22 protein-coding genes are annotated in these 23,293 nt (G+C 28.0%); 1 reads left to right on the top strand and 21 read right to left on the bottom strand.

Features of this window, described 5'->3' with window-relative positions; genetic code table 11:
- Positions 1-103: 103 nt before the first annotated feature.
- From R5Z65_RS00720 to pepF, 8 genes are all read right to left on the bottom strand, one after another.
- The gene (locus R5Z65_RS00720; RefSeq protein WP_317366422.1) at positions 104-832 is read right to left on the bottom strand and encodes a YebC/PmpR family DNA-binding transcriptional regulator; all 729 of its coding nucleotides are present in this window, start codon (positions 830-832) and stop codon (positions 104-106) included.
- A 13-nt stretch (positions 833-845) separates the two neighbouring features.
- Positions 846-1,496: a YigZ family protein gene (locus R5Z65_RS00715; RefSeq protein WP_317366421.1), complete on the bottom strand. Its 651-nt coding sequence runs from the start codon at positions 1,494-1,496 to the stop codon at positions 846-848.
- Between the two features lie 3 nt (positions 1,497-1,499).
- The gene (locus R5Z65_RS00710; protein ID WP_317366420.1) at positions 1,500-2,195 is read right to left on the bottom strand and encodes a CvpA family protein; all 696 of its coding nucleotides are present in this window, start codon (positions 2,193-2,195) and stop codon (positions 1,500-1,502) included.
- A 67-nt stretch (positions 2,196-2,262) separates the two neighbouring features.
- Positions 2,263-3,606 (bottom strand): DUF5711 family protein, encoded by a 1,344-nt coding sequence (locus R5Z65_RS00705; protein WP_317366418.1) that lies wholly within the window; start codon positions 3,604-3,606, stop codon positions 2,263-2,265.
- A gap of 52 nt (positions 3,607-3,658) precedes the next feature.
- Complete coding sequence (locus tag R5Z65_RS00700; protein ID WP_317366417.1) at positions 3,659-4,675, bottom strand: hypothetical protein; 1,017 nt, start codon at positions 4,673-4,675, stop codon at positions 3,659-3,661.
- Positions 4,676-4,999: 324 nt separating this feature from the next.
- Positions 5,000-5,587 (bottom strand): HD domain-containing protein, encoded by a 588-nt coding sequence (locus R5Z65_RS00695; RefSeq protein ID WP_317366416.1) that lies wholly within the window; start codon positions 5,585-5,587, stop codon positions 5,000-5,002.
- A gap of 194 nt (positions 5,588-5,781) precedes the next feature.
- Positions 5,782-6,894: an aminopeptidase gene (locus R5Z65_RS00690; RefSeq protein ID WP_317366415.1), complete on the bottom strand. Its 1,113-nt coding sequence runs from the start codon at positions 6,892-6,894 to the stop codon at positions 5,782-5,784.
- 10 nt (positions 6,895-6,904) lie between these two features.
- Complete coding sequence (gene pepF, locus R5Z65_RS00685; RefSeq protein ID WP_317366414.1) at positions 6,905-8,683, bottom strand: oligoendopeptidase F; 1,779 nt, start codon at positions 8,681-8,683, stop codon at positions 6,905-6,907.
- Positions 8,684-8,966: 283 nt separating this feature from the next.
- On the opposite strand from pepF, the gene R5Z65_RS00680 reads away from it, so the two are divergent.
- Positions 8,967-10,403 (top strand): carbon starvation protein A, encoded by a 1,437-nt coding sequence (locus tag R5Z65_RS00680; RefSeq protein WP_317366412.1) that lies wholly within the window; start codon positions 8,967-8,969, stop codon positions 10,401-10,403.
- Positions 10,404-10,455: 52 nt separating this feature from the next.
- Here the strand turns inward: R5Z65_RS00680 and mfd are convergent, their stop codons facing one another.
- The 13 genes from mfd to rpmH all read right to left on the bottom strand — a co-directional run bounded on the left by mfd (position 10,456) and on the right by rpmH (position 23,269).
- On the bottom strand, positions 10,456-13,953 hold the full coding sequence (gene mfd / locus R5Z65_RS00675) for a transcription-repair coupling factor (RefSeq protein WP_317366410.1): 3,498 nt from the start codon (positions 13,951-13,953) through the stop codon (positions 10,456-10,458).
- Between the two features lie 11 nt (positions 13,954-13,964).
- A complete protein-coding gene (pth, locus tag R5Z65_RS00670) occupies positions 13,965-14,555 on the bottom strand; it encodes an aminoacyl-tRNA hydrolase (RefSeq protein WP_317366409.1) in 591 nt (196 codons plus the stop codon).
- Positions 14,556-14,566: 11 nt separating this feature from the next.
- Positions 14,567-14,986, bottom strand: coding sequence for a GNAT family N-acetyltransferase (locus R5Z65_RS00665; RefSeq protein ID WP_317366408.1), 420 nt, complete (start codon positions 14,984-14,986; stop codon positions 14,567-14,569).
- 31 nt (positions 14,987-15,017) lie between these two features.
- Positions 15,018-15,821 (bottom strand): ParB/RepB/Spo0J family partition protein, encoded by an 804-nt coding sequence (locus R5Z65_RS00660; protein ID WP_317366407.1) that lies wholly within the window; start codon positions 15,819-15,821, stop codon positions 15,018-15,020.
- Between the two features lie 127 nt (positions 15,822-15,948).
- Positions 15,949-16,659: a 16S rRNA (guanine(527)-N(7))-methyltransferase RsmG gene (gene rsmG / locus R5Z65_RS00655; protein ID WP_317366406.1), complete on the bottom strand. Its 711-nt coding sequence runs from the start codon at positions 16,657-16,659 to the stop codon at positions 15,949-15,951.
- Positions 16,660-16,668: 9 nt separating this feature from the next.
- The gene (locus R5Z65_RS00650; RefSeq protein ID WP_317366405.1) at positions 16,669-17,073 is read right to left on the bottom strand and encodes a hypothetical protein; all 405 of its coding nucleotides are present in this window, start codon (positions 17,071-17,073) and stop codon (positions 16,669-16,671) included.
- A gap of 51 nt (positions 17,074-17,124) precedes the next feature.
- Entirely contained in the window at positions 17,125-18,996 is a 1,872-nt protein-coding gene (gene mnmG / locus R5Z65_RS00645) for a tRNA uridine-5-carboxymethylaminomethyl(34) synthesis enzyme MnmG (protein ID WP_317366404.1), read from the bottom strand.
- Positions 18,997-19,013: 17 nt separating this feature from the next.
- Positions 19,014-20,411, bottom strand: a complete 1,398-nt coding sequence (gene mnmE, locus R5Z65_RS00640; RefSeq protein ID WP_331677984.1) for a tRNA uridine-5-carboxymethylaminomethyl(34) synthesis GTPase MnmE — start codon at positions 20,409-20,411, stop codon at positions 19,014-19,016.
- 186 nt (positions 20,412-20,597) lie between these two features.
- Positions 20,598-21,365 (bottom strand): RNA-binding cell elongation regulator Jag/EloR, encoded by a 768-nt coding sequence (gene jag / locus R5Z65_RS00635; RefSeq protein WP_317366403.1) that lies wholly within the window; start codon positions 21,363-21,365, stop codon positions 20,598-20,600.
- Between the two features lie 31 nt (positions 21,366-21,396).
- Positions 21,397-22,401: a YidC/Oxa1 family membrane protein insertase gene (locus tag R5Z65_RS00630; RefSeq protein ID WP_317366402.1), complete on the bottom strand. Its 1,005-nt coding sequence runs from the start codon at positions 22,399-22,401 to the stop codon at positions 21,397-21,399.
- 19 nt (positions 22,402-22,420) lie between these two features.
- Positions 22,421-22,633: a membrane protein insertion efficiency factor YidD gene (yidD, locus tag R5Z65_RS00625; protein WP_317366401.1), complete on the bottom strand. Its 213-nt coding sequence runs from the start codon at positions 22,631-22,633 to the stop codon at positions 22,421-22,423.
- A gap of 20 nt (positions 22,634-22,653) precedes the next feature.
- Positions 22,654-23,004 (bottom strand): ribonuclease P protein component, encoded by a 351-nt coding sequence (rnpA, locus tag R5Z65_RS00620; protein WP_317366400.1) that lies wholly within the window; start codon positions 23,002-23,004, stop codon positions 22,654-22,656.
- A gap of 130 nt (positions 23,005-23,134) precedes the next feature.
- A complete protein-coding gene (gene rpmH / locus R5Z65_RS00615) occupies positions 23,135-23,269 on the bottom strand; it encodes a 50S ribosomal protein L34 (protein ID WP_317357194.1) in 135 nt (44 codons plus the stop codon).
- Between the last annotated feature and the right edge of the window lie 24 nt (positions 23,270-23,293).

The following is a 23,293-nucleotide window of genomic DNA, read 5'->3' as shown; positions in this document are numbered from 1 at the left end:
ATATTTTTAGATAAAAAATTATATACGGGTGTTTGTATTAATTTTTATGAATAAAAATATATAGGAATATGTGTTTTTAGATACAAAGTATCTAAAAAATTGATTATTCTTGTTCCCAATTATGATAAACATTTTTTACATCATCATCATCTTCTAACAAGTTTAATAGTTTGTTCATTTTTTTAATATCATCTTCATCAGTTAAAGATGTATATGTTTGTGGTATCATACTAACCTCTGCATCTACTATTTCTATGTTAGCTTGTTCTATTGCCTCACGAACAGCTGAAAAGTCTTCTGGAGATGTAATAATTTCATATCCTTCTTCTTCTTCATTAAAATCTAAAGCACCTGCATCTAAAGATATCATCATAAGCTCATCAGGGTTTATATCATTAGATTTTTCAATCATAATTTGTCCCTTTTCATCAAACATAAAGCTAACACAACCAGTAGTACCCATATTGCCATTGCCTTTTGTAAAAGCACTTCTTACATTGGCTGCTGTTCTATTTTTATTGTCTGTAAGTGTTTCTACTATAATGGCAACACCTTTAGGGCCATAGCCTTCATATACAATGGTTTCGTAACTAACACCATCTATATTGCCTGCTGCCTTTTTTATACTTCTTTCTATTGTATCGTTTGGCATATTGTTAGACTTAGCTTTAGCTATGGCATCTCTAAGCCTAGAGTTGCTTGTAGGGTCTGCTCCTCCTGCCTTAACAGCAACAGCTATTTCTCTACCTATAATAGTAAATATTTTACCTTTTATAGCATCGTTTTTTTCTTTTTTATGTTTTATATTTGCAAATTTAGAATGTCCTGCCATATTGTACCTCCGTCTAATCTAAAACAACTTTTCCGTCTATTAACTTTAAAAAATATTCATTTTCTTTTGTTATTGTTGCACTATTATTTGTTATGTTTATTATATTTTCTATAAACTGGTCTAATAGTTCATTTTTTATATATACACTAAATTTAACTAAATCTGTATATTCTGTATCTATAAGAATATGTTCACTAGTAGATATTTCATATTGTATTTTTCCTATAAGAGAATAATCTACAACTACAAATATTTTGGTATATGTATCCATTTGTACTATCTTGCCAGCCATAAGTCCTTCTTTAGCAGATTTTCCGTATGCTCTAACAAGCCCTCCTGTGCCAAGTAAAGTTCCACCAAAATATCTGGTAACTACTATTATAGCATTTTCTATTTTTTCACCTAATAAAACATCTAAAATAGGTTTACCTGCTGTTCCATTTGGTTCTCCATCATCGCTAAATCTAATGATAGGTATATCCCCACCTATTATATAGGCAAAACAGTTATGCCTTGCATTGTAATGTTGTTTTTTTATTTCTGATATAAAGCTTATAGCTTCTTGTTCGGAAGAAATAGGTAGAACATTGGCTATAAAACGAGATTTTTTCTCTACTATTTCTGCCTCTGCACGTTGGTTTATAGTATTAAAACTTTTTTTCATATCTTAATTTATAATTCCTAATATTAAATTTAATAGTAATTTTGATAAAATATTATCATTTATTAATGGTCCTGTTAAAAATCCATCTAGCTGGTCTTTTAAGAAAGATAGTTGTGGGAATACGGATAATACTAATATTATTATTCCTAAAAGCCATAGAGTAAATAAGCCATTTATTATACCAAGGACAATACCACCTATTTTATCAAGCTTTCCTAAAACTGGTAGCCTAGATGCAATATTGTTAGTTTTATTCAATATAGTTATTATTATATCAACTACTAAAACTACAAAAAATACTGTTACTAAGCTTATAACTATCATTGCAACAAAATTTGCTATATATTCTACTACATTGTCAACGCCAAATAGTTCATAAAAAGCGTTATTATTATTTTTTATTAGTAGCTCTTTAATAATTTCTGGGGCATTTAAATTTTGTATACCAGATACAATATCTTCTTGTGTTGTTGCTACAAACTGTGCAAGGTTTAAATCGGATATTACCCAGTCTTTCACTTTTGATAAAAATGTACTTTTTAATAGCCAGTTATTTATTATAGGGTATAAAATAGCAAAAAAAGCTATACCTATTATAAAGCCAAGTATGTCAAATACTTGTTTAAAAAATCCTTTATAGTAGCTATTTATAACACAAGCTATAAATATAGCTATTAAAATAAAATCTAAAATATTCATTACTTCCTCCTTATAATAAAATAACCTAGTTTTCTTTCTTTTCTTTTCTTTTTAGCCAACCAAATTATTAGTGATTTGGGGGTTCACTAATAGTTTGGCCTTCAGTACTTTGTGGGTTTTGTGATTGTGATTTTTTATCTGTAGGTGTTTTATTTTTGTCGTGTTGGTTTTTATCTGGGAGATTAATTTTATCTTCCTTTTGTGGGTTATTTGTAGTTTCTTCTGTTTTTTTATCTATTTCTTTTTCTATTGTATTTTCATCTATCTGTTTGTCTACTAATGTTTTATCTATTTTTACAATTTTAATTTTATCGTTAGTAACAATAAGCGCTTTATTATCACTATCGTAAAATATAACATCTTTTATATCTTGAGTTGCCTGATATTCCCAAAGTTTTTTACCAGATTTATCTAAAGCTGTAAATAACCTTGCATCTTGTAATATAGCACCAAATTTGTTAGAAAATATATTTGTTATATTTTTTTCTTTTTTATAATATTTGCCAATTTCTCCACCAGATTGGTTATAAAAAGCTATTGTATTATCTTCTATACTATCTTCACTTTTTATAATAGGCTGACCATAACAAATTACATAGCCTATTCCATCTAAAAAAGATACATCTTTTAAAACATTATTTAAAGGTTTTTTATATATTTCTTTAACTTGCTCTGCTGTTTTAGCTGAGCTACATTTTACAACAAATATTTCTTTATCTGATATAAAAACTATATTTGAGTTATCCATAAATTTAATAACACCAACTATTTGGTTTTGTTTTACAACTCCGCCAAAGATATTGTTTTCTTCTATAGAGTAAAAAACAATATTAGAATCTACTGTAGCACCCATTGTTTTAATGTAAGAAACTGATAAAATTTTATTATCTTCTGATATTGATACACCAATTGGCACGCCCTCATTGAAACTTATATCTTTTATAGAATATATATTTTCACCACTATTGTTATATATTTCTATTTGATAATTAATATCATTTTTTAAAATAACAACTAAAAAACCATTTTTATTTATTGTAAATCCAAGTATATTATTTGCAGTATTTTGTGTGTACATATGTCCTTCATTAGAGTATACTCTAATAACTTTACTATTTTTATCTCCAATAGCAAGTTTATTATAAGACGTAACAACATATGGATTTTCAAGGGAAAATTTGTCTTCTAGTAAGGTTTTTTCGCCTTTTATAACTTTTATACCTGATTTGCCATATATATATATATATCCATTATATGTATATACTTGCTCTCCAGGGCTAATATCTATAGATTTAAAATCTTTTTTTTCTAGACTTTTTGTAGTATTTTTATCTGGATTAAGATATATAGATATAGCTGTGATAATAGCTATAAACATTGTAACTATAATGGTTAGTTTCAATTTTTTCATTATGTTTCTCCTAAAGTATATAAATCACTATTATAATTATAAAGGATATATATTATTTGTCAATACTACTACTAAAAAAACTAAGCATAATGACTAATATTTCAAACATTCCTATAGCGCCAAATATAGGGTATACTATGTTTACTATGTTGGAAAATCCCATTAATGAAAAGCTAATGCCAACCACTATAAGTATAATTTTTAAGCTTAATCCATTTATATTATATTTTTCTTTAAATGTGGTTTCTAAGGCAACGCCATTTGATACTGCCGTAGTAAATATAGCAGACAGTACAGTAAAAGCATATATATTTTTTATTATACTTTTATTTTCTATTAATTTTAATAGTGGTAATGGACTATTATATATATAATCATAATTTTTTGTAAGGGGTAAAAGCATAAATATACCAATAGAAAATATAAATACACCTCCCAAAATGCTACTATAAATAACTATTTTTTTGTTTTTTACAATATCTCTTATAGCAAATAAAACAGAGATAGTTGTTATACCATTATAAGATGTATATATAAAAGGAGATATAATAGGTTTTATATTATTATTAAATACAGGCGTAGCATTAAAATATACATATATACCTATTAATATTCCACCTAATATTAGTATGGGGCATAATATTGTATTTATATTTATTATTGCATCTTTTCCAAAAATAAGTGCTATAAATGTTATTATACAAAAAATAATTATACTAGCCATTTCGTTTATATTAAACATATTGCATAATGTTGCACCACCACCTGCTAACATAGCAGAAAATAATATAAATAATAAGGCTATATTAAACCATTCTATATATACACCGTATCTTCCAAAAATATTATGTATAAATTGGCTATATGTATTAACTTTTGTTTTATATATCATATTTAAAATAGACATACACGTTAAAGCTAATAAAAGGCAAGATATTAAAAATCCCAATATACCCATATTGCCAAACTGTGCAAAAAAACTAACTAGCTCCTTGCCCGTTGCAAAGCCTGCTCCAAGTATAGTCCCTGTATATACAAGTGCTATTTTTAAAATATATTTATATAACATATATCCTCCCAATATATTTTTTATAAATATATGATGTAAAATAGATAAAAATTATATTTTAACATCTAAAAAGCCTATTTGGGTTACAAATAGGCTTTTTAGATGTTTTTAGCTTTAATTATTATAAAAGGTTTTATTTAGAAATAATAAATTTAATTTGGCATAATTATTAAAATTTATATTGTTCTAAAATGTTAGTGCTTGCTAACTAATTATATGTTAGCACATACTAACCTAAATGTCAACACTTTTTTTAAAAAATTTTAAAAAAATTTAATTAAATACAATTAAGATATTCCTATAAAAACAATATAAATGTATATTTTAAGGTAACAAATACCCTAGCTTAACACTTTCTTCTATTATTTCTAAAACATATTGTTTTAGTCTTTCATCTGCTTTTTCAAATATTAAATACCCCTTTTTTAATACCATATCTTTTTTTACATTATGTTTTTTCCAAGTACCACCTTGTGTCAAATAGTTTAATATTATAGGTTGTATTCTATCTATTGTAGCACAAAATATGGCTTCTTTTGTTTGTTTTTCTTCAAATTCTTCCCATAAGGCTTTTATTTCTTTTCCTTGTTTATCTGGTAAGATAGAATATATTTTTTTTGCTGCCTCTTTTTCTCTTTTTTCTTTAGATTTAGTAAGCTCTTCATCATATAAAAATGTATCTCCTGCATATATTTCTATTATATCGTGTATTAGTGCCATTTTTATAACCTTTAATATATCTGTACCTTTAGGTGCATATTTTTCTAATATTACTGCATACATAGCCATATGCCAAGAATGTTCTGCATCATTTTCATTTCTAGATTTATCTGATATTAAAGTTTGTCTAAATACGTTTTTTAGTTTATCTATTTCTATTAAAAAATTCATTTGTTTTTTTAGATTTTCCATAGTATCTCCTATCCATAATCAATTTTTTCAACACTTTGTATTAAAAAGCATATATTCCTATATATTTTTATTGGTAAAGATTAATACAAACACACCGTATATAATTTCCCTTTTAAAAATATAAGCCATATCTTAATTGGATTTAAAAAATACCCATTGAAAAAGTTTCAACAGGTATTTTGTGTAAAATTTTATTATGCTAAATTTTCTGGGTTTAAACATTTAAGTTCATCTATAACAAACAAACCGTCTTTTCTTATTAACACATCATCAAAGTATATTTCTCCACCACCGTATTCTTTAGTTTGGATTAAAACTAAATCCCAATGGACACTACTTCTGTTACCATTGTCGGCATCATCGTAGGCATTACCTGGTGTGAAATGTATACTACCCATTATTTTTTCATCAAACAAAATATTGTTCATAGGTTTTAATACATAAGGGTTTACACCTATTGCAAATTCTCCTATATATCTAGCACCTTCATCAGAATCAAATACTGTATTTATACGTTCTGTATTGTTAGCAGTAGCTTTTACTATTTTTCCATTTTCAAATTCTAGGCGTACATTTTCATAGGTAAAGCCTTGATACTCTGAAGGTGTATTGTATGTTATATATCCGTTTACACTATTTTTAACAGGGGCAGAATAAACTTCTCCATCAGGTATGTTCATCTCGCCAGCACATTTTATAGCAGGTATATCTTTTATAGAAAAGCTAACATCTGTATCTTTAGCTACAATACGTACTTTATCTGTTTTGTTCATTAAGTTTACAAGGTTATCCATAGCTTTAGACATTTTGCTATAATCTAGGTTACATACTTTAAAATAGAAATCTTCAAAAGCCTCTAGGCTTGTGCCAGCAGATTGTGCCATATTAGGAGTAGGGTATCTTAAAACAACCCATTTTTTATTAAGCCTTATCTCTTGATGTACTTTTGTAGAATAAAGTTTAGAATATAATTTCATATTTTCGCTAGGTACATCAGAAAGCTCGCTATTATTATCTTGAGCACCAATACCAATGTAGGCGTCCATAGCCTCCATTCTTCTTGAATCTATATCTGCCATAAGGTTAAGCTGTTCTTCACTTGTGTTTAAAAGTAGCTCCCTTTGTATACTATTATGATTAATTTCTACAAAAGGTATAGCACCTACTTTATAAGTTTCTTTTATTAATGCTCTAACAAGGGGCATATCATAAAATCCACCACTAGATATTAATACCTTTTCACCTTTTTGTAAATTACAAGAATAGTTTACTAAATTTTTTGCTAAAGTTTTAATTCTTTCGTCCATAGTTTCCTCCTTAAGATATTTTATCCATTTTTTCAACTAGCTCTTCAAAAACTTTTAAAGCATTTTCAATAGGCTCTGTTTTAGTCATATCAACTCCAGCTTTTTTAAGTATTTCTGTAGAGTAGTCTGACGAGCCACTTTTTAAGAACCCAAGATAGTCATCTCTACCGTTTTCTTCTAATATTTTTTTAGAAAAAGATATAGCACAAGAATATCCAGTTGCATATTGATATACATAAAATGCAGAATAAAAATGAGGTATTCTTGCCCATTCCCAAGTTATTTCTTCATCTATTACTATATCATTTCCATAGTATTTTATATTTAAATCTTTATATATTTCACAAAGGCTTTCAAATGTTTGAGGTTGGCCATTTTCCATTTTTTCGTGTACAATCATTTCAAATTCTGCAAACATAGTTTGTCTAAATAAAGTGCCTCTAAATTGCTCCATAAAGTGATTTATAAGGTAAAGCTGTTCTTCTTCTTTATCAGTTGTTTTTAAAAGATGTTCCATTAATAATGCTTCGTTTACAGTAGATGCTACCTCTGCTAAAAAGATAGTGTAATCTCCATAAATATATGGTTGGGTTGTAGTAGTATAATAGCTGTGCATAGCGTGGCCCATCTCGTGAGCTAATGTAAACATATCATCTAATGTATCTGTATAATTTAAAGATACAAATGGGTGGCAGCCATAAGCTCCCCATACATATGCACCACTTCTTTTGCCTACATTTTCATAAACATCTATCCAACGGCTATCAAAGGCCTTTTGTAGATTTTTAATGTAGTCTTCCCCTAGAGGTTTTAGAGCTTCTAATACAATTTTTTTGCCTTCTTCAAAGTCTATTTTTTTATTTACGTCTTTTACAATAGGTGTATATAAATCATAAAAATGAATTTCTGAAAGTCCTAGACGTTTTTTTCTAATATCAATATATTTATGAAGTGCAGGTAAAAATTTATGAACAGTAGATATAAGGTTTTTGTATACATCTAAAGAAACATTAGTTTCTGAAAGTGCGTGCTCAATAGAAGAATTATAATTTCTAACTTTTGCATTAAATATATCTGCCTTAACACTAGATGTATATGTTGTAGCTATTGTATTTTTTAAGCTATGGTAAAATTTGTACATAGCTTTAAATGCTTGTTCTCTAATATTTCTATTAGGATTTTCTAAAAGCATAGTATAATTTCCGTGTGTAACTTTTATATCTTTTCCATTTTCGTCTTTTATATAGCCAAAGTCTGCATCGGCGTTATTTAACATAGAAAAGATGTTATCTGCAGATTGGCTTATTTCATAAGCATTGGCTAATATTTCTTCTTTTTCTGTTGATAATATGTGAGATTTTGTTCTTAAAAGATTTTTTATATATTGGTTGTATAGCTTTAAATTTGTGCCTGATACAGCTTTTAAAAGCTCGTCTTCATTTAATGTTAAAATCTCTGGCTCTAAAAATGCAATAGCACCCTGATAAGAGCTTATAAGGCTATCGGCTTTGCTAGCTAAAGATTGATAAAAGTTATTAGTACTATCTTCATTTTTCTTTAAATTAGCATATACATAAAGAACCATAGTTTCATTAGATATTTTATCTCTTAAAGAGAGGCAATCGTATAGATTGTTTATTTGTATATTGTTTTTAAATGTGTCTAATTTTTTTAAATCTTTTTTTAGGGTTTCAAAACGCTCTTCCCATACTTTATCAGAAGATACTAAATCTTCTATTTTCCACTTAAATTGTTCTAAAACTTCACTTCTTTGTTTTAATTGTTCCATTTTATCTGCCTCCTTTATATTATAACATACTAAGATAGTATAAATATATTATAATGTATATATACATAAAAGCAATAAAATTTTTATAAAAAACACAAATATATTAAGTATAAAAAATTTATATATAACAAATAAAAATTGTGCTATAACCTGGAAAATCTAAAATAAATATAAATAATAAACAAATAATTTATATTAATTTATATTTTTTTGTTGTATATTATAAATTTTTATTATATAATGTATATAGGATAATAAAGAACTAAACAGAGGAGATGATTAAATGGTTACTTTTTTGGTATGTTTAGCCATATTAATAGGAGGATATTTTATATATGGTAGCTATGTATATAAGCAAGGCGCTTTAGATGAAAATAAGCTAACGCCAGCTGTAACTATGGAAGATGGTATAGACTATATGCCAATGCCATTACACAAAGTTTTATTAATTCAATTTTTAAATATTGCTGGAACAGGCCCTATATTTGGTGCTATATTGGGGGCAGCTTTTGGACCAGTAGCGTTTTTATGGATAACTTTTGGTACAATATTTGCAGGTGCAGTTCACGACTTTTTATCAGGTGTAATATCTATGAAGCACAATGGGACATCTGTATCTGAGATAGTAGGGATATATCTTGGAAGTTCTATGAAAAATATTATGCGTGTTTTTTCTGTTATTTTATTAATTTTAGTAGGAACTGTGTTTGTTACATCACCAGCAGGTTTATTATCAAACCTTACAGGCTTAGACAAAACATTATTAGTAGGTATAATAATAATTTATTATATCCTTGCAACAATTTTACCAGTAGATAAAATTATTGGTAAAATATATCCATTATTTGGTGTATGCCTTATATTAATGGCAGTAGGTTTATGTGGTGGTATGTTTATTGACCATTTTAATGGGACTACTAAAATGGTAGAGCTTACAAAAGAAACTTTTGCTACAAATTTACACCCAGATGGGTTAAATGTATTTCCATTTTTATTTGTTACAATAGCTTGTGGTGCTTTATCTGGTTTCCACGCTACACAATCACCTATGATGGCTCGTTGTGTAAGAAAGCCTAAAGAAGCTAAAGCTGTTTTTTATGGAGCTATGGTTGTTGAAGGTATAGTTGCTTTAATTTGGTGTGCTGTTACTATAACATTCTTCCGTACAACAGAAGGTGTAAAAGAGGCTTTAACAACTTATAATGGAGCAGCAGGTGTAGTTGGCTTTTTATCAAAAGAGCTTTTAGGTACATTTGGTTCTGTTTTAGCAGTTTTAGGTGTAGTTGCTTGTCCTATAACATCTGGAGATACTGCCTTTAGAAGTATTAGGCTTACAATAGCAGATGCCTTTAAAATAGACCAAAAAAATATAGCTAAAAGATTTATAATAGCTATACCATTATTTATAATTTGTATACTTTTAACAATGGTTAATTTTGATATTATTTGGAGATATTTTGCTTGGTCAAACCAAACTCTTGCAACTATTTTCTTATGGACATCAGCTGTGTATTTATATAAAGCTAATAAAAATTACTTTATAGTTGTTATCCCAGCAACAATTATGTCTTATGTTTGTACATCTTATATAATGCAAGCAAAAGAAGGATTTAAATTACCTTCAACTATATCTAATATAGCAGGTATTATTGTTGCAATAGCTTTATTTGCTTTATTTATGGTAAAAAAATCTGGTATAAAAAAAGAAGAAATTAATTAATGTAAATAAAAAAGATAGCATTTTAAAATGCTATCTTTTTTATTTACATTAATTAAGCTAAAAATAAAAATATATCTTTAAGTTTTGTTACAAAATCTTCTTTATTATCTTTTAATTTATAGTTTAGTACGCCATTAAAAGATAAATTGTTATTAGATGATAAAAGTGTTTTAAATTTTTCAATATTAACATTGTTATCTTCATTAAATTTTATAGATATAGAATTTCCACATTGGGATACTTTATTAACTCCTATATTATGAGCATAAGATTTCATAAGGGCAATATTTAAAAGGTTTTGTACAACTTTAGGTATATTACCAAATCTATCTTCTAGCTCATCTTGTACGTCAAAAAAGTCGGATTCTGTTTTTATCATAGATATTTTTTTATACATTTCTAATTTTTGTGCTTCGTTTTCTATATAGTTAGGCGATATAAAGGCATTTAAAGATATATCTATAAGTGTTTCAAATTCTTTTTCTATACTTTCTCCTTTAAGCTCTCTAATAGCTTGGTCTAGTAGCTTGCAATACATTTCATATCCTATTATGTCCATATGCCCGTGTTGTTGTGCTCCAAGTAGGTTACCTGCACCTCGTATCTCTAAATCTCTCATAGCTATTTTAAATCCAGAGCCAAATTCTGTAAACTCTTTTATAGTTTGTAGGCGTTTTTCCGATACCTCTTGTAAAACTTTGTCTTTTTTATACATAAGGTATGCAAATGAAGTTTTGTTTGACCTACCAACACGTCCTCTAAGCTGATGGAGCTGACTAAGCCCCATATGGTCGGCATCATTTATTATTATGGTGTTTACATTAGATATGTCAAGGCCTGTTTCTATAATAGTTGTACATATTAAAACGTTTATTTCGTTTTTCATAAATCCAAGCATAGCACGCTCTAGCTCACGTTCGCTCATTTGTCCGTGGGCAAATGAAACATTAGCATTTGGTACAAGCTTTTGTATCTTCATAGCCTCTTCTTCTATATTATTTACACGGTTGTGTAGATAATAGACTTGTCCATCTCTAGCAAGTTCACGATTTATAGCATTTTTTATAGATTCTATATCGTACTCTAAAACGTATGTTTGAACAGGCATTCTTTCACGAGGGGGTTCTTCTAGCACACTCATATCTCTTATACCTGTCATACTCATATGTAGGGTACGAGGGATAGGCGTTGCAGAAAGGGTTAATACGTCTATGTTATCTTTTAGGGATTTCAATTTTTCTTTATGTGCCACACCAAATCGTTGTTCTTCATCTATTATAATAAGGCCTAAATCGTGAAATTTTATATCTTTAGACAATAACCTATGTGTACCTATTATAATATCTACAATGCCTTTTTCTAGACCTGTAATAGCCTCTTTTTGTTGTTTAGGTGTTCTAAACCTACTTAGCATCTCTACGTTTATAGGATAATTTTGCATTCTTTTTAAAAATGTTTGATAGTGTTGTTGTGCAAGTATAGTAGTAGGGACTAAAAATACTACTTGCTTTTTATCTTGTACAGCTTTAAATGCAGCCCTTATAGCAACTTCTGTCTTACCAAAACCAACATCTCCACATATAAGCCTATCCATTACCTTTACGCTTTCCATATCATCTTTAACATCTTGTATAGCATTTATTTGGTCATCTGTTTCTTCAAAAGGGAAGCTATCTTCAAATTCTGTTTGCCATATGTTATCTTTAGAGTATATATACCCTTTAGATTGTTGCCTTTTTGCATAAAGCTCCACTAAGTCTTTAGCTAATATTTCAATAGTCTTTTTAGCTTTAGCTTTAGATACACTCCATTGTTTACTACCCAGCTTATTTATTTTTGGTGCAGAAGAACCACCAGCTATATATTTTTGTACCATATCAAGCTGGTTTACAGACACGTATAAAACACCATCGTCTTCGTATCCAAGCTTTAGGTAGTCTTTGCTTACACCATCTGTAATCATTTTTTCTATACCACGAAAAACAGCAACACCGTGATTGTCGTGTACTACATAGTCGCCAACTTTAAGGTCAGTAAAGCTTTGTATTTTTGTACCTTTTTTCTTTTTAGTAACTTTTTTACTTTTCTTTTCTTCACCAAAAAGCTCTTTATCTGTAAATATTATAAACTTATCTTCTGGGTATTCAAAGCCTTTGTTTAAGCTACCTCTAACAATGTATACTATGCCTTTATGTATTTTATAGTCATCGTTTAACTTTTCATCAGTCAAAAATATAGAATTTATATTATTTTCGTTAAATTCCCTTTCTAACCTTTCACATCTTGTCCTACCACCTGCTAAAAATATAATAGTATAATCTAAAGCCTTATAATTTTTTATTTTGTTATATAATGCCTCTATGCTATTTTTTTCTAAAGAGGTACTTTTAACATTAAAATCTATATTTTTATTAGGGGAGAAGTCTTTTAATGTTTGAGATATATTTATTAATAAAACTTTTTTAAAATCTTCAGAAAAATGTAAAATTTCATCATATTCAAAAATCATTTTGTTTTGTACAGGTAAAATATCTCCTTTTAAAATACGTCCTTTTAAGCTTTCTAAAAATTCATTTTTTATAATATTAGCTTTTTCTCTAATACGATTTGGCTCATCAAAATATAAAATTGTATCTTTGTCTAAATAGTCCAATAAAGTAGTGTTTTCTTTATAAAAAAACTGCATAAATTTATCTATGCCAGAAAAAGTTTTCTGTGTTTTTAGTTTTTCTATAACTTCTTGTATATATGATGTTAGGTGTGAAAGCTCTTCACGTTTATTATTTTTAATAAAAGTTGATTTAGCATCTTCAAAATCTGATAGTATATTTTTTATAGCATTTTGTATATCGTTTTCTTCATATACAAGCTCACGCATAGGGTATATAGTAACATCGTTAATATTTTCTATTGACCTACCAGAAAAAGAATCTAAAAGTCTAATAGAGTCTATTTCATTGTCCCAAAGCTCTATCCTAAAGGCATTTTCTAATATAGGACTAAATATATCTATTATGCCACCTCTTACAGAAAATTTGCCAACACTATCTACAAAGCTACATTTTTCATACCCCATAAATACTAGCTTTTTGGAGAGGTCTTCAATATCTAATATATCCCCAACTTTAAAGTTTAATATAAATTTTTTAAATATATCTTTTTGTACAAGCCTGTCAAATAAGGCTTCCACAGACAAAACAATTACTATTTTATCATTAGATAAAATGTTTTTTATAACATCAAAACGATATTTTATAATATCTCTACTTTTTACATCGGCACTATAAAAAACAACATCTTTACTAGGATAATAAAATATTTTATCTTTAAAGAAAAACTTTAAATCATCATAAAAATCTTTAGCTTTTATCTCATTTTCACAAATAATAAGGCTACAATTATCAAAATTTTTAAATATGCTATATACAATGTGTGATTTTTGAGATTCTAATACATTAGATAAGAGCAAAGGGTCTTTATTTATTTTTAAATAGTCTATAATATGTTTAAAAGATTTATTTTGTTTTGTTATATTATTAAATAAGTTCATAAATACACCAACTATTCATTTTTTTTAATTTTTTTGTTAAACAGGTTCATAGCATTAGAGATACCATTATCTCTATCTTTTATAAATACTTCAATAGCATCTGTTGCAGATGTAATACCTTTTATTATATCATCTTCTTCATCTTTATTAAATTTTGATAAAACAAAATTTGCTAAAGTATAATGTTCTGGTTTTTGCCCAACGCCTATTCTAAGGCGTGGAAAGTCGTCTTTATTAAGCTGATATATAATGTTTTTTAAGCCATTTTGCCCACCATCAGAGCCTTTTTTTCTTATTCTTATAGAGCCAAGAGGTAGATTTATATCATCGCATATAACCATAATATCGCTAGTGTCTAAGTCTTTATAAAAATGTAAAAATTCTCTAACACATTCGCCACTAAGGTTCATATATGTTAAAGGTTTTATAAGCAAAACTTTTTCATTATGTATTATTCCTTCTCCATAAATAGCTTTAAATTTATTTTTATTTACATTTATGTTAAAATCGTATGCAAGCTTGTCAATAGCTTCAAAGCCTACATTATGTCTTGTCCATTTATACTCCAAGCCAGGATTACCAAGACCTATAATAAGTTTCATTTGTTATCCTCCTAAAATGTTATTTTCATATTTATATGAGGTATGTTAGCTTCTATAAATTCTTTACCAAAGGCAACAAAGCCAATTTTTTCATAAAAATCTTTAACATAGCTTTGTGAATGGATAAAAACTTCATTATAGCCCATATTTTTAGCTTCGGCTAATAAAAATTTAACTAAATGTGTAGCATAGCCTTTTTTTCTATATTCTTTTAATATAGCAACACGCCCTATATACATTTTATTATCTATAACAATAAGCCTACCAGTACCAATAGGCTTGTTATCTACTTTTAAAATCATATTTTTTGCGTATTTATCACTTCCGTCTATTTCTATTTCTTCTGGGACATTTTGTTCGTTTATAAAAACTTGCTTCCTAATATCAAAAGCAAGTTTTATATCGGTATTTTCTAAAAAAAACATATCCATAATATCTTCTCCTATTTTTAGGAATATAAATTTATTCTGTACAAACTTTAATATTTATTTCATATCCATTTTGATTTTTTACAATAGAGTAGTTAGTATTTACTCCAGATTCTTTCATAACATCAATGGCACTTTTAATAGTGTTTGTAAAAATTCTTAAATCCCCTATGTATCCTTTTATTTTTTTTTCTTTTTTTAAGCTTATTCCATCTAGTCTTTTTAAAGTATTTTCTACAAGCTCTTCTGTTTTTTGTACGTTAAGGTCAAATTTTAATATTTTTTGTAATATTTCTCTTTGAGTATTTTCATCATTTATTTTTAACAAAGCACGTGCGTGACGCTCTGTAAGTTTATTTTGTATAATAGTATTTTTTATGTCCTTTTTTAGTTTTAATAGACGTAGCTTGTTAGATATAGTAGATTGTTTTTTACCAATTATTTTTGATATTTCTTCTTGTGTGTAACCAAAATCTACCATAAGAGTTTGAAAGCCTTCTGCCTCTTCTATAAAATTAAGCCTTTCTCTTTGTACATTTTCTATTAAAGTCATACAGGCACTATCTTTCTCGCTAATATGAGATATTATAGCAGGTATTTTTTCTATACCAATTTTTTTACAGGCTTTTAGCCTACGTTCTCCTGCTATAAGCTCATAAAATGAGCCTTTAAGCTCTCTTACTAGTATAGGTTCTATAACACCGTACTTAACAATAGATAAAGATAGCTCATCTATGCTATTTTCTTCAAATGTTTTTCTAGGTTGATAAGGGCTAGGGTAAATTTTTTCTACGTCTAAATAAATAATTTCTTTTTGATTATTTTGTAAACTTTGCATAACACACCTCATATATATTATATTTTATGTGCATTATAGCATATATTTCCTAAATATTTCCAAATGTCAGAAAATTCAAAACAAAAAGATAATTACAAAAAGTTACTATTTTACCTTTTAAATTTTGTCATTTAATAGGACTTTTAGGTATCTTGCCAGCTTTTCTTGGGTATTGCTTTGGAGTTTGTCTTAATTTTTTTATAAAAACTAGCTTATGCTCTATATCTGTAAAAGGTATTTTTATAGTTTCTATTTTCTCTATTTCTCCACCAAGTGTAGATATTGCTTTTTTTGCATCTATAATTTCACTATCTAATAAAGGGCCTTTTAAAGCTATAAAATATCCACCAACTTTTACAAAAGGCAAGTCAAATTCTGCTAATACACTTAAGTTTGCAACGGCACGAGATACACAAAAATCGTACTTTTCTCTAAAGTTTACATCTTGTCCACCATCTTCTGCTCTAGAATGAACATATGTTATATTTTGTAAATTAAGCTCTTTACCTACTGTTTTTAAAAAATTTATACGTTTGTTTAAAGAATCTAAAAGAGTAGGGGAAGAGCCTTTACAAAATATCTTTATAGGTATAGCAGGAAAGCCAGCTCCTGTACCTACATCTATAAAAGATTTATTGTTAAAATCTACAAATTTGCATACTGTCAAACAGTCTACAAAATGCTTTAATATAATTTCCCTATCATTTGTTATGGCAGTAAGGTTTATTTTTTCGTTCCATTCTAAAAGAAGTTCTTTATATTTTAAAAAATCATCTATTTGGCTATCATCTAAGATAAGGTTAAGCTCTTTACAAGCATTTTTTAATAAATTTTTCATAAAAGCTCCTTAATAAGTTGTTTCTTTTGTTATTTTATATATTTTCCATTGGCTAATGTTGTCTGGCTCATTTATCATATAGAAGTTAATAATGCCTTTAAATTTTGAGTTTTTATCCATTATTAAAAAAGCATTTATTTTTTCATATTTGTTTTTGTAAAAACTTACTTTATCTAATGTTTTGTATACATAATCATCATTAAAAAACTCTTTTAATATAGATATATTTACATCTTCTGCAAAGGCTTTACTTATAAAATTTTTTGCTTCTAAAAGTTTATTTTTTCTTATAAGATTTATAAAACTTTTGCTAGTATATTGATGAGTTAATATATAAAAAAAAGGAGCTTTGCTGTTATCTATATGAAAATAACTTTTTTGTTTATATTTATTTTTAATAGGTAAAAAAACCAAAGCTATCACTCCTTGTATTTTATTACATTTTATTCAGAAAGTATAAATATGTTAAAGATTTAGATAAACTAAAAGCATATTTATATCTGCAGGAGATATACCAGATATACGAGAGGCGTGGCCTATACTTTCTGGGCGTATTTTTTCAAGGTTTTGGCGTCCTTCTAGGCTAAGGCTCATAACTTTAGAGTAGTCTATATCTTTTGGTATACGTTTTTTCTCAAGCTTTTTAAACTGTTCTACCTGACGCATTTGTTTTTCTATATATCCTTCATATTTTATTTGAATATTAACTTGTTCTTCTATATCATAAGAAAGGCTAGGTCTATCTTTATCAAGAGGTGCAAGGCACATATAAGAAAGCTCTGTCCTTTTTATAAGGTCTGTAAATTTTATACCTGTTGTTAAAGGTGTGCTATCATATTTTTCTAATAGTGAGTTTACTTCATTGGTAGGAGCAATAGATATTTTTTTAATACGTTTTATATCTTGCTCTATTTTAGCCTTTTTATCTAAAAATCTTTTGTATCTATCTTCTGTTATAAGCCCTACATTATATCCTATTTCTGTAAGCCTTAAATCTGCATTATCCTGTCTTAACAATAGGCGATATTCTGCACGAGATGTCATCATACGGTAAGGCTCAAGGCTACCTTTTGTTACAATATCATCTATTAAAACACCTATATAAGCCTGTGACCTATCAAGTATTAAAGGTTCTTCATTTTTTATATATTTTGTAGCATTAATACCTGCTATAATACCTTGGGCAGCAGCTTCTTCATATCCTGATGTACCATTAAATTGACCTGCACTAAAAAGACCTTTTATATTTTTAAACTCTAGGCTAAGTTTTAGCTGTGTAGCATCTATACAATCATATTCTATTGCATAAGCATTACGCATTATTTTGCAATTTTCCAATCCCTCAATACTTCTATACATTTTTATTTGTATGTCAATAGGTAAAGATGTGCTCATACCTTGTACATACATTTCGTTAGTATCTTCCCCTTCTGGTTCTATAAATATTTGGTGGCGTTCTTTATCGGCAAAGCGTACTATTTTATCTTCTATAGAAGGGCAATATCTAGGGCCAGTACCTTCTATCATACCACCATACATAGAGGAGCGATGTAGGTTGTCATTTATTATTTTATGTGTTTCACTATTAGTATAAGTAAGATAACAAGGAAGTTGTTCTCTTTTTATATCATCAGGTGTATTTTCAAAAGAAAAAGGAACTATGTTTTCATCTCCATCTTGTACAGACATTTTAGAAAAGTCTACTGTTCTTTTATCTATCCTAGCAGGTGTACCAGTTTTAAAACGGTACATTTTAACACCAAGATTTTTAAGGCAGTCGCTAAGATGTGTAGCTTGTCTAAGCCCATTAGGTCCACTTTCTATTGCCATATCTCCATATAAACATTTAGATTTTAAATAAGTGCCAGAGCATATAATAACTGCTTTACAGTTGTATAATATACCGTCTTCTTTTAAAACACCAGTAACTACACCGTCTTTAGTTATAATATGGGATATTTCACCTTGTATTATATCTAAATTAGGCGTATTTTCTAACACTTTTTTCATTTCTATATGATATTTATTTTTATCGGCTTGTGCTCTAAGGGAATAAACGGCAGGGCCTTTACTTGTATTAAGCATACGTGTTTGTATATAGCTTTTATCTATATTTTTGCCCATTTCTCCACCAAGAGCGTCTATTTCTCTAACAAGATGTCCCTTTGAGCTACCACCTATATTAGGGTTGCAGGGCATCATTGCTATACTGTCTAAATTTATAGAAAATAAAGCCGTTGAAAATCCTATACGTGCCGTTGCAAGAGCAGCTTCACAGCCTGCGTGTCCAGCACCTATAACAACAACGTCTACATTTTCTTCTGCTAATATATTCATTATTATCACCTTTCTAGTTATTTACCTAGACAAAACTCTGAAAATATTTTGTCTATAACATCTTCATCTAGGCTTTCTCCTGTTATTTCTCCTAAATATCTGTATGCTTCTATTAAATCCATAGATATAAAATCTTCTGGCATTCTTGTTTCTATTGTGTTTAAAACATTTTTAAGGCTTTCTATACAGTTGTAAAGAGAGTTTTTGTTTCTTTCATTAGATATTAAAATATCCTCATTTATGTTTATTTCTCCTTCAAAAAATAGGGTTTCTATTTTATCTTTTAACATATCAAAGCCTAAGTCTTGTTTTGCAGAAAGCATTAGTATATTTTCTTCTTTTATATAACTTTTTAAATTATTTACGTTTAAGCTAGAGCTAAGGTCTGTTTTATTAATAAGGACTAAAGTTTTTTTATTTTTTATAAAATTTAATATTTCTATATCTTCTTTATCTAAAGGCTTAGAATTGTCTAAAACAAGAAGTATCAAGTCGGCATCTTGTGCATATTCTTTAGATTTTTCCACACCTATTTTTTCTATCTCATCATCTGTTTTTCTAATACCAGCAGTATCTACAATGTTAAGGGCAACACCGTTTATGTTAAGGTGTTCTTTTAAAACATCTCGTGTTGTGCCTGCTATATCACTTACTATTGCTCTATCTTCGTTTAGTAATATATTTAGTATAGAGCTTTTACCAACATTTGGTTTACCTAAAATAACTGTTTTTATACCTTCTTTTACAATACGCCCTGTATCAGCAGTTTTTAAAAGATGTTCTACTTTTTTTATAAGATTTTTTGTATTTTCTTCTATCATATTATAAGTCATAGTTTCATCATCGTGCTCTGGATAGTCTATGGAGGCTTCTATATGTGCAGTCATAGTAATAATATCATTTCTATATTCGTCTATTTTTTGCTTTAGCTTTCCTTCTAGCCTATTTATAGCAGATTTGTGCCCTATGTCTGTTTTAGCATTTATTATATCTATAACGGCTTCTGCCTTGCTTAAATCTATTCTTCCGTTTAAAAATGCACGTTTAGTAAATTCGCCATTTTCTGCTATTCTAGCACCATTTTTTAATACAGTATTTAAAACACGCTTTACAGAAGATTTACCACCGTGGCAGTTTATTTCTATAACATCTTCACAAGTGTATGTTTTAGGAGCTTTCATAACGCTAAGCAAAACTTCGTCTATTATTTCTTTATTATCTTTTATAGTGCCATATGTTAAGGTATGGCTTTTATAATCATTTATTTTTACATTTTGTTTATTTTTATCAAATGGAACAAATATTTTATCTGCTATATTAAAGGCATTATCTCCACTAATGCGTATAATACCTATACCACCTTCACCAAAAGATGTGGCAATAGCAGCTATTGTGTCAAACTCTTTAATTTTCATTTTATCATTCCTATCTATTAAAAATTAAATTTAATAATATCAAATAAGTTATTTTATATTAAATCAATTTTTTATTATTCATATAATTTTTATAAATAAAATACTAACTTATACTCTAATTGGAATAAAGCAAATACCTTTGCTACAAGCAAAGGTATAAATCTAATTATTACAAAAATTGATAATCTATTTAGGTGATATAACAACATATCTAAAAGGTTCATCACCTTCGCTATAAGTTTTTACCATAGGGTCGCTTTGTAAAGCTCCGTGTATAATTCTTCTTTCATATGGGTTCATAGGCTCAAGGTTAACATTACGTCTTGTTTTTTTAGCCTTTTTAGCTAAGTTTATAGCCAGTTGCTCTAAAGTTTGTTTTCTTCTTTCACGGTAATCTGCAGTATCTATGCTAACAGACATATAAGAATATTCACCTTTATTTACAACAAGGTTAGTAAGGTATTGTAAAGAGTCTAAAGTTTGTCCTCTTTTACCAATTATAACACCTATGTCATCACCTTTTAAATTTATTAATAATGTATTTTTTTCTGTTAGTTTTGCATCTATTTCTACGGATATATTCATATTAGTAAAGATTTTATTTAAAAAGTCAGTAGCTATGTTAGGTGCGTTTTTATTTATTTCTTTGTTACTTCCCTTAAATGTATCTTCACTAACCATTCTAGGTATTCTCTTTTCTGTTTGATTAGTATTAATATTAGATATAACAGATGGGTCTTTTTTTGGTTGTATATGGTTAGTGCTAGTATCAACAGGTTTATTTTTTTCTTTTAATTTTACTAAAACTTTAGCAGGCTTGCTACCAATGCCTAAAAATCCTTTAGATGGCTCTTGTAATACAGTGTATTCTATTTTATCAATAGTAGTATTAAGTTCTTTTAGAGCCTCATCAATAGCTAAATTAACAGTTTTAGCAATTTTTTGTATTTCCATAAAACTCCTCCTTGTAAAATTAAGATACTAGTTATTTACTAGTAGCTAAATCTTGTTCAGCAAATTTTTTCTCGCAGTATTTGCTTAAGAATATTTGTTGAATTATTTGAACTAAGTTACCAACAATCCAATATATAGCCACCCCACAAGGTATAGATATAGTAAAGAATGTCATCATAACAGGCATAACAATATTCATAATTTTTTGTTGCATTTTTAAGTTAGGGTCATCAGATTTATTTTTTCTAGATATTACCCAGCTAGAAAGAAACGTAGTAGCACCAGATAAAATAGCTAGTAAAACTTTAGGAAATCCTACACCAACAGTTTCTGCTAAGTTTATACCTAAGAAAGATTCTATGCTAGCTTTTTGCTCTAATAGATTAGATATGTCTAGAGAAGGTAACCCAGCTTGTATAGCGTTCCAGTCAGAAGGGCTAAATTTATTTATAGCTTTAAGTAAATCTTGTGTTTGGCTAATGTCTATTGTAATACCTCTAGGTACAAGAGGTGTAACTATTGGTACTAAAACATCTACATAGTTTGGTGTAGCTAATATTTTGTTAGCAATTTCTGTATATAAATTACCTATATTAGAAACAAATAGGTAAGAATTTTTCATTATAAAGTATAAAGCAATAAATATAGGTAACTGAATAAATATAGGTAAACATCCACCAATTGGGTTGTAATTGTGTTTAGAATAGAGCTTAGTCATTTCTAGTTGCATTTTTTTGGCAACCTCTGGGTCTTTATTACCTTTATATTTTTCTTGTATTTTTTTCATCTCGGGTTGAATTTTTTGCATTATATACATAGATTTTTGTTGTTTATAGTTTAAAGGGATTAACAAAAATCTAACTATAATAGTAAATAATATAATAGTTATACCAAGAGAATGATTAGTAGTTAGCATATAAACAAACTTAAATACAAAGTTTATTATAATACCTAATATTTTTGAGATAGGTCCAACAATAAATCCAGGTTCTTTTTCTATAAAATTAGTTAAAATAAAAATAGAGTTAAACAACATTAAATCCTCCTAATAATTTTTATGGGACAGGGTCGTAGCCACCTTTGCTAAAAGGGTTGCATCTTAATATACGCCAAATTGTAAGATATGTACCTTTAAAAAAACCATATTTTTCATACGCTTTGTATGCGTATCTAGAACAAGAAGGGTAATATATACAACAAGGTTTTTTCATAGGAGAAATAAACCTTTGATAAAATTTTATAATATACATACATATTTTTTTTAGCATAAGTAACCCCCAATAGTAAGCTAACTAGGCTTAGAGTTATTAAATAAGTTATGTTTTGAAAAAAGGTGGTAAATAGCTTTATTTATTTCTTGATAGGAAGCACCATTTGAGGTGTTTCTTGCTATAACAACAATGCTATATCCATTTTTTAGCTTAGTTTCGCTAAGACGATAGTTCTCTCTTATAAGCCTAGTTACTCTGCTTCTTACTACGCTATTTCCAACTTTTTTGCTAACAGATATACCAAGATAGTTTTCTAAAGAGTTGTTTTTTACAACGTACATAACTAAATATTTGTTAGCGATAGATTTTCCTTTGTTATACACATATCTAAACTGATAATTTTTTTTAAGAGATTTTGTAAAAAGCACGTTTTCATCTCCTATTTATATATTTTAAAAAGTAAAAATATAAAGCCCGCTAAATAGCGGGCTATTTAACCAATAAGAAATATTAATATATTGGTATAATATGTTAAATTGGGTAAATGTAGGCTCTGTATTAAGCAGATAGAACCTTTCTACCTTTTCTACGTCTTCTCATTAAAACTTTTCTGCCATTAGCAGTACTCATTCTTTTTCTGAAACCGTGTACCTTGCTTCTTTGTCTCTTTTTTGGCTGGTATGTCATTTTCATTTAAAAGCACCTCCTTTGTTATCT

Origin of the sequence: uncultured Tyzzerella sp., assembly GCF_963558545.1 — a bacterium.
GTDB lineage: Bacteria > Bacillota > Clostridia > Lachnospirales > CAG-274 > Tyzzerella.
The sequence above is the reverse complement of the archived record's forward strand: the minus strand, read 5'-3'. Positions and strand labels throughout refer to the sequence as shown.

Bases quoted from the DNA above. Each gene is read 5' to 3' on its own strand.
- R5Z65_RS00720 (WP_317366422.1), bottom strand. From the start codon at position 832: ATGGCAGGACATTCTAAATTTGCAAATATAAAACATAAAAAAGAAAAA.
- R5Z65_RS00715 (WP_317366421.1), bottom strand. From the start codon at position 1,496: ATGAAAAAAAGTTTTAATACTATAAACCAACGTGCAGAGGCAGAAATA.
- R5Z65_RS00710 (WP_317366420.1), bottom strand. From the start codon at position 2,195: ATGAATATTTTAGATTTTATTTTAATAGCTATATTTATAGCTTGTGTT.
- R5Z65_RS00705 (WP_317366418.1), bottom strand. From the start codon at position 3,606: ATGAAAAAATTGAAACTAACCATTATAGTTACAATGTTTATAGCTATT.
- R5Z65_RS00700 (WP_317366417.1), bottom strand. From the start codon at position 4,675: ATGTTATATAAATATATTTTAAAAATAGCACTTGTATATACAGGGACT.
- R5Z65_RS00695 (WP_317366416.1), bottom strand. From the start codon at position 5,587: ATGGAAAATCTAAAAAAACAAATGAATTTTTTAATAGAAATAGATAAA.
- R5Z65_RS00690 (WP_317366415.1), bottom strand. From the start codon at position 6,894: ATGGACGAAAGAATTAAAACTTTAGCAAAAAATTTAGTAAACTATTCT.
- pepF (WP_317366414.1), bottom strand. From the start codon at position 8,683: ATGGAACAATTAAAACAAAGAAGTGAAGTTTTAGAACAATTTAAGTGG.
- R5Z65_RS00680 (WP_317366412.1), top strand. From the start codon at position 8,967: ATGGTTACTTTTTTGGTATGTTTAGCCATATTAATAGGAGGATATTTT.
- mfd (WP_317366410.1), bottom strand. From the start codon at position 13,953: ATGAACTTATTTAATAATATAACAAAACAAAATAAATCTTTTAAACAT.
- pth (WP_317366409.1), bottom strand. From the start codon at position 14,555: ATGAAACTTATTATAGGTCTTGGTAATCCTGGCTTGGAGTATAAATGG.
- R5Z65_RS00665 (WP_317366408.1), bottom strand. From the start codon at position 14,986: ATGGATATGTTTTTTTTAGAAAATACCGATATAAAACTTGCTTTTGAT.
- R5Z65_RS00660 (WP_317366407.1), bottom strand. From the start codon at position 15,821: ATGCAAAGTTTACAAAATAATCAAAAAGAAATTATTTATTTAGACGTA.
- rsmG (WP_317366406.1), bottom strand. From the start codon at position 16,659: ATGAAAAATTTATTAAAAAATGCTTGTAAAGAGCTTAACCTTATCTTA.
- mnmG (WP_317366404.1), bottom strand. From the start codon at position 18,996: ATGAATATATTAGCAGAAGAAAATGTAGACGTTGTTGTTATAGGTGCT.
- mnmE (WP_331677984.1), bottom strand. From the start codon at position 20,411: ATGAAAATTAAAGAGTTTGACACAATAGCTGCTATTGCCACATCTTTT.
- jag (WP_317366403.1), bottom strand. From the start codon at position 21,365: ATGGAAATACAAAAAATTGCTAAAACTGTTAATTTAGCTATTGATGAG.
- R5Z65_RS00630 (WP_317366402.1), bottom strand. From the start codon at position 22,401: ATGTTGTTTAACTCTATTTTTATTTTAACTAATTTTATAGAAAAAGAA.
- yidD (WP_317366401.1), bottom strand. From the start codon at position 22,633: ATGCTAAAAAAAATATGTATGTATATTATAAAATTTTATCAAAGGTTT.
- rpmH (WP_317357194.1), bottom strand. From the start codon at position 23,269: ATGAAAATGACATACCAGCCAAAAAAGAGACAAAGAAGCAAGGTACAC.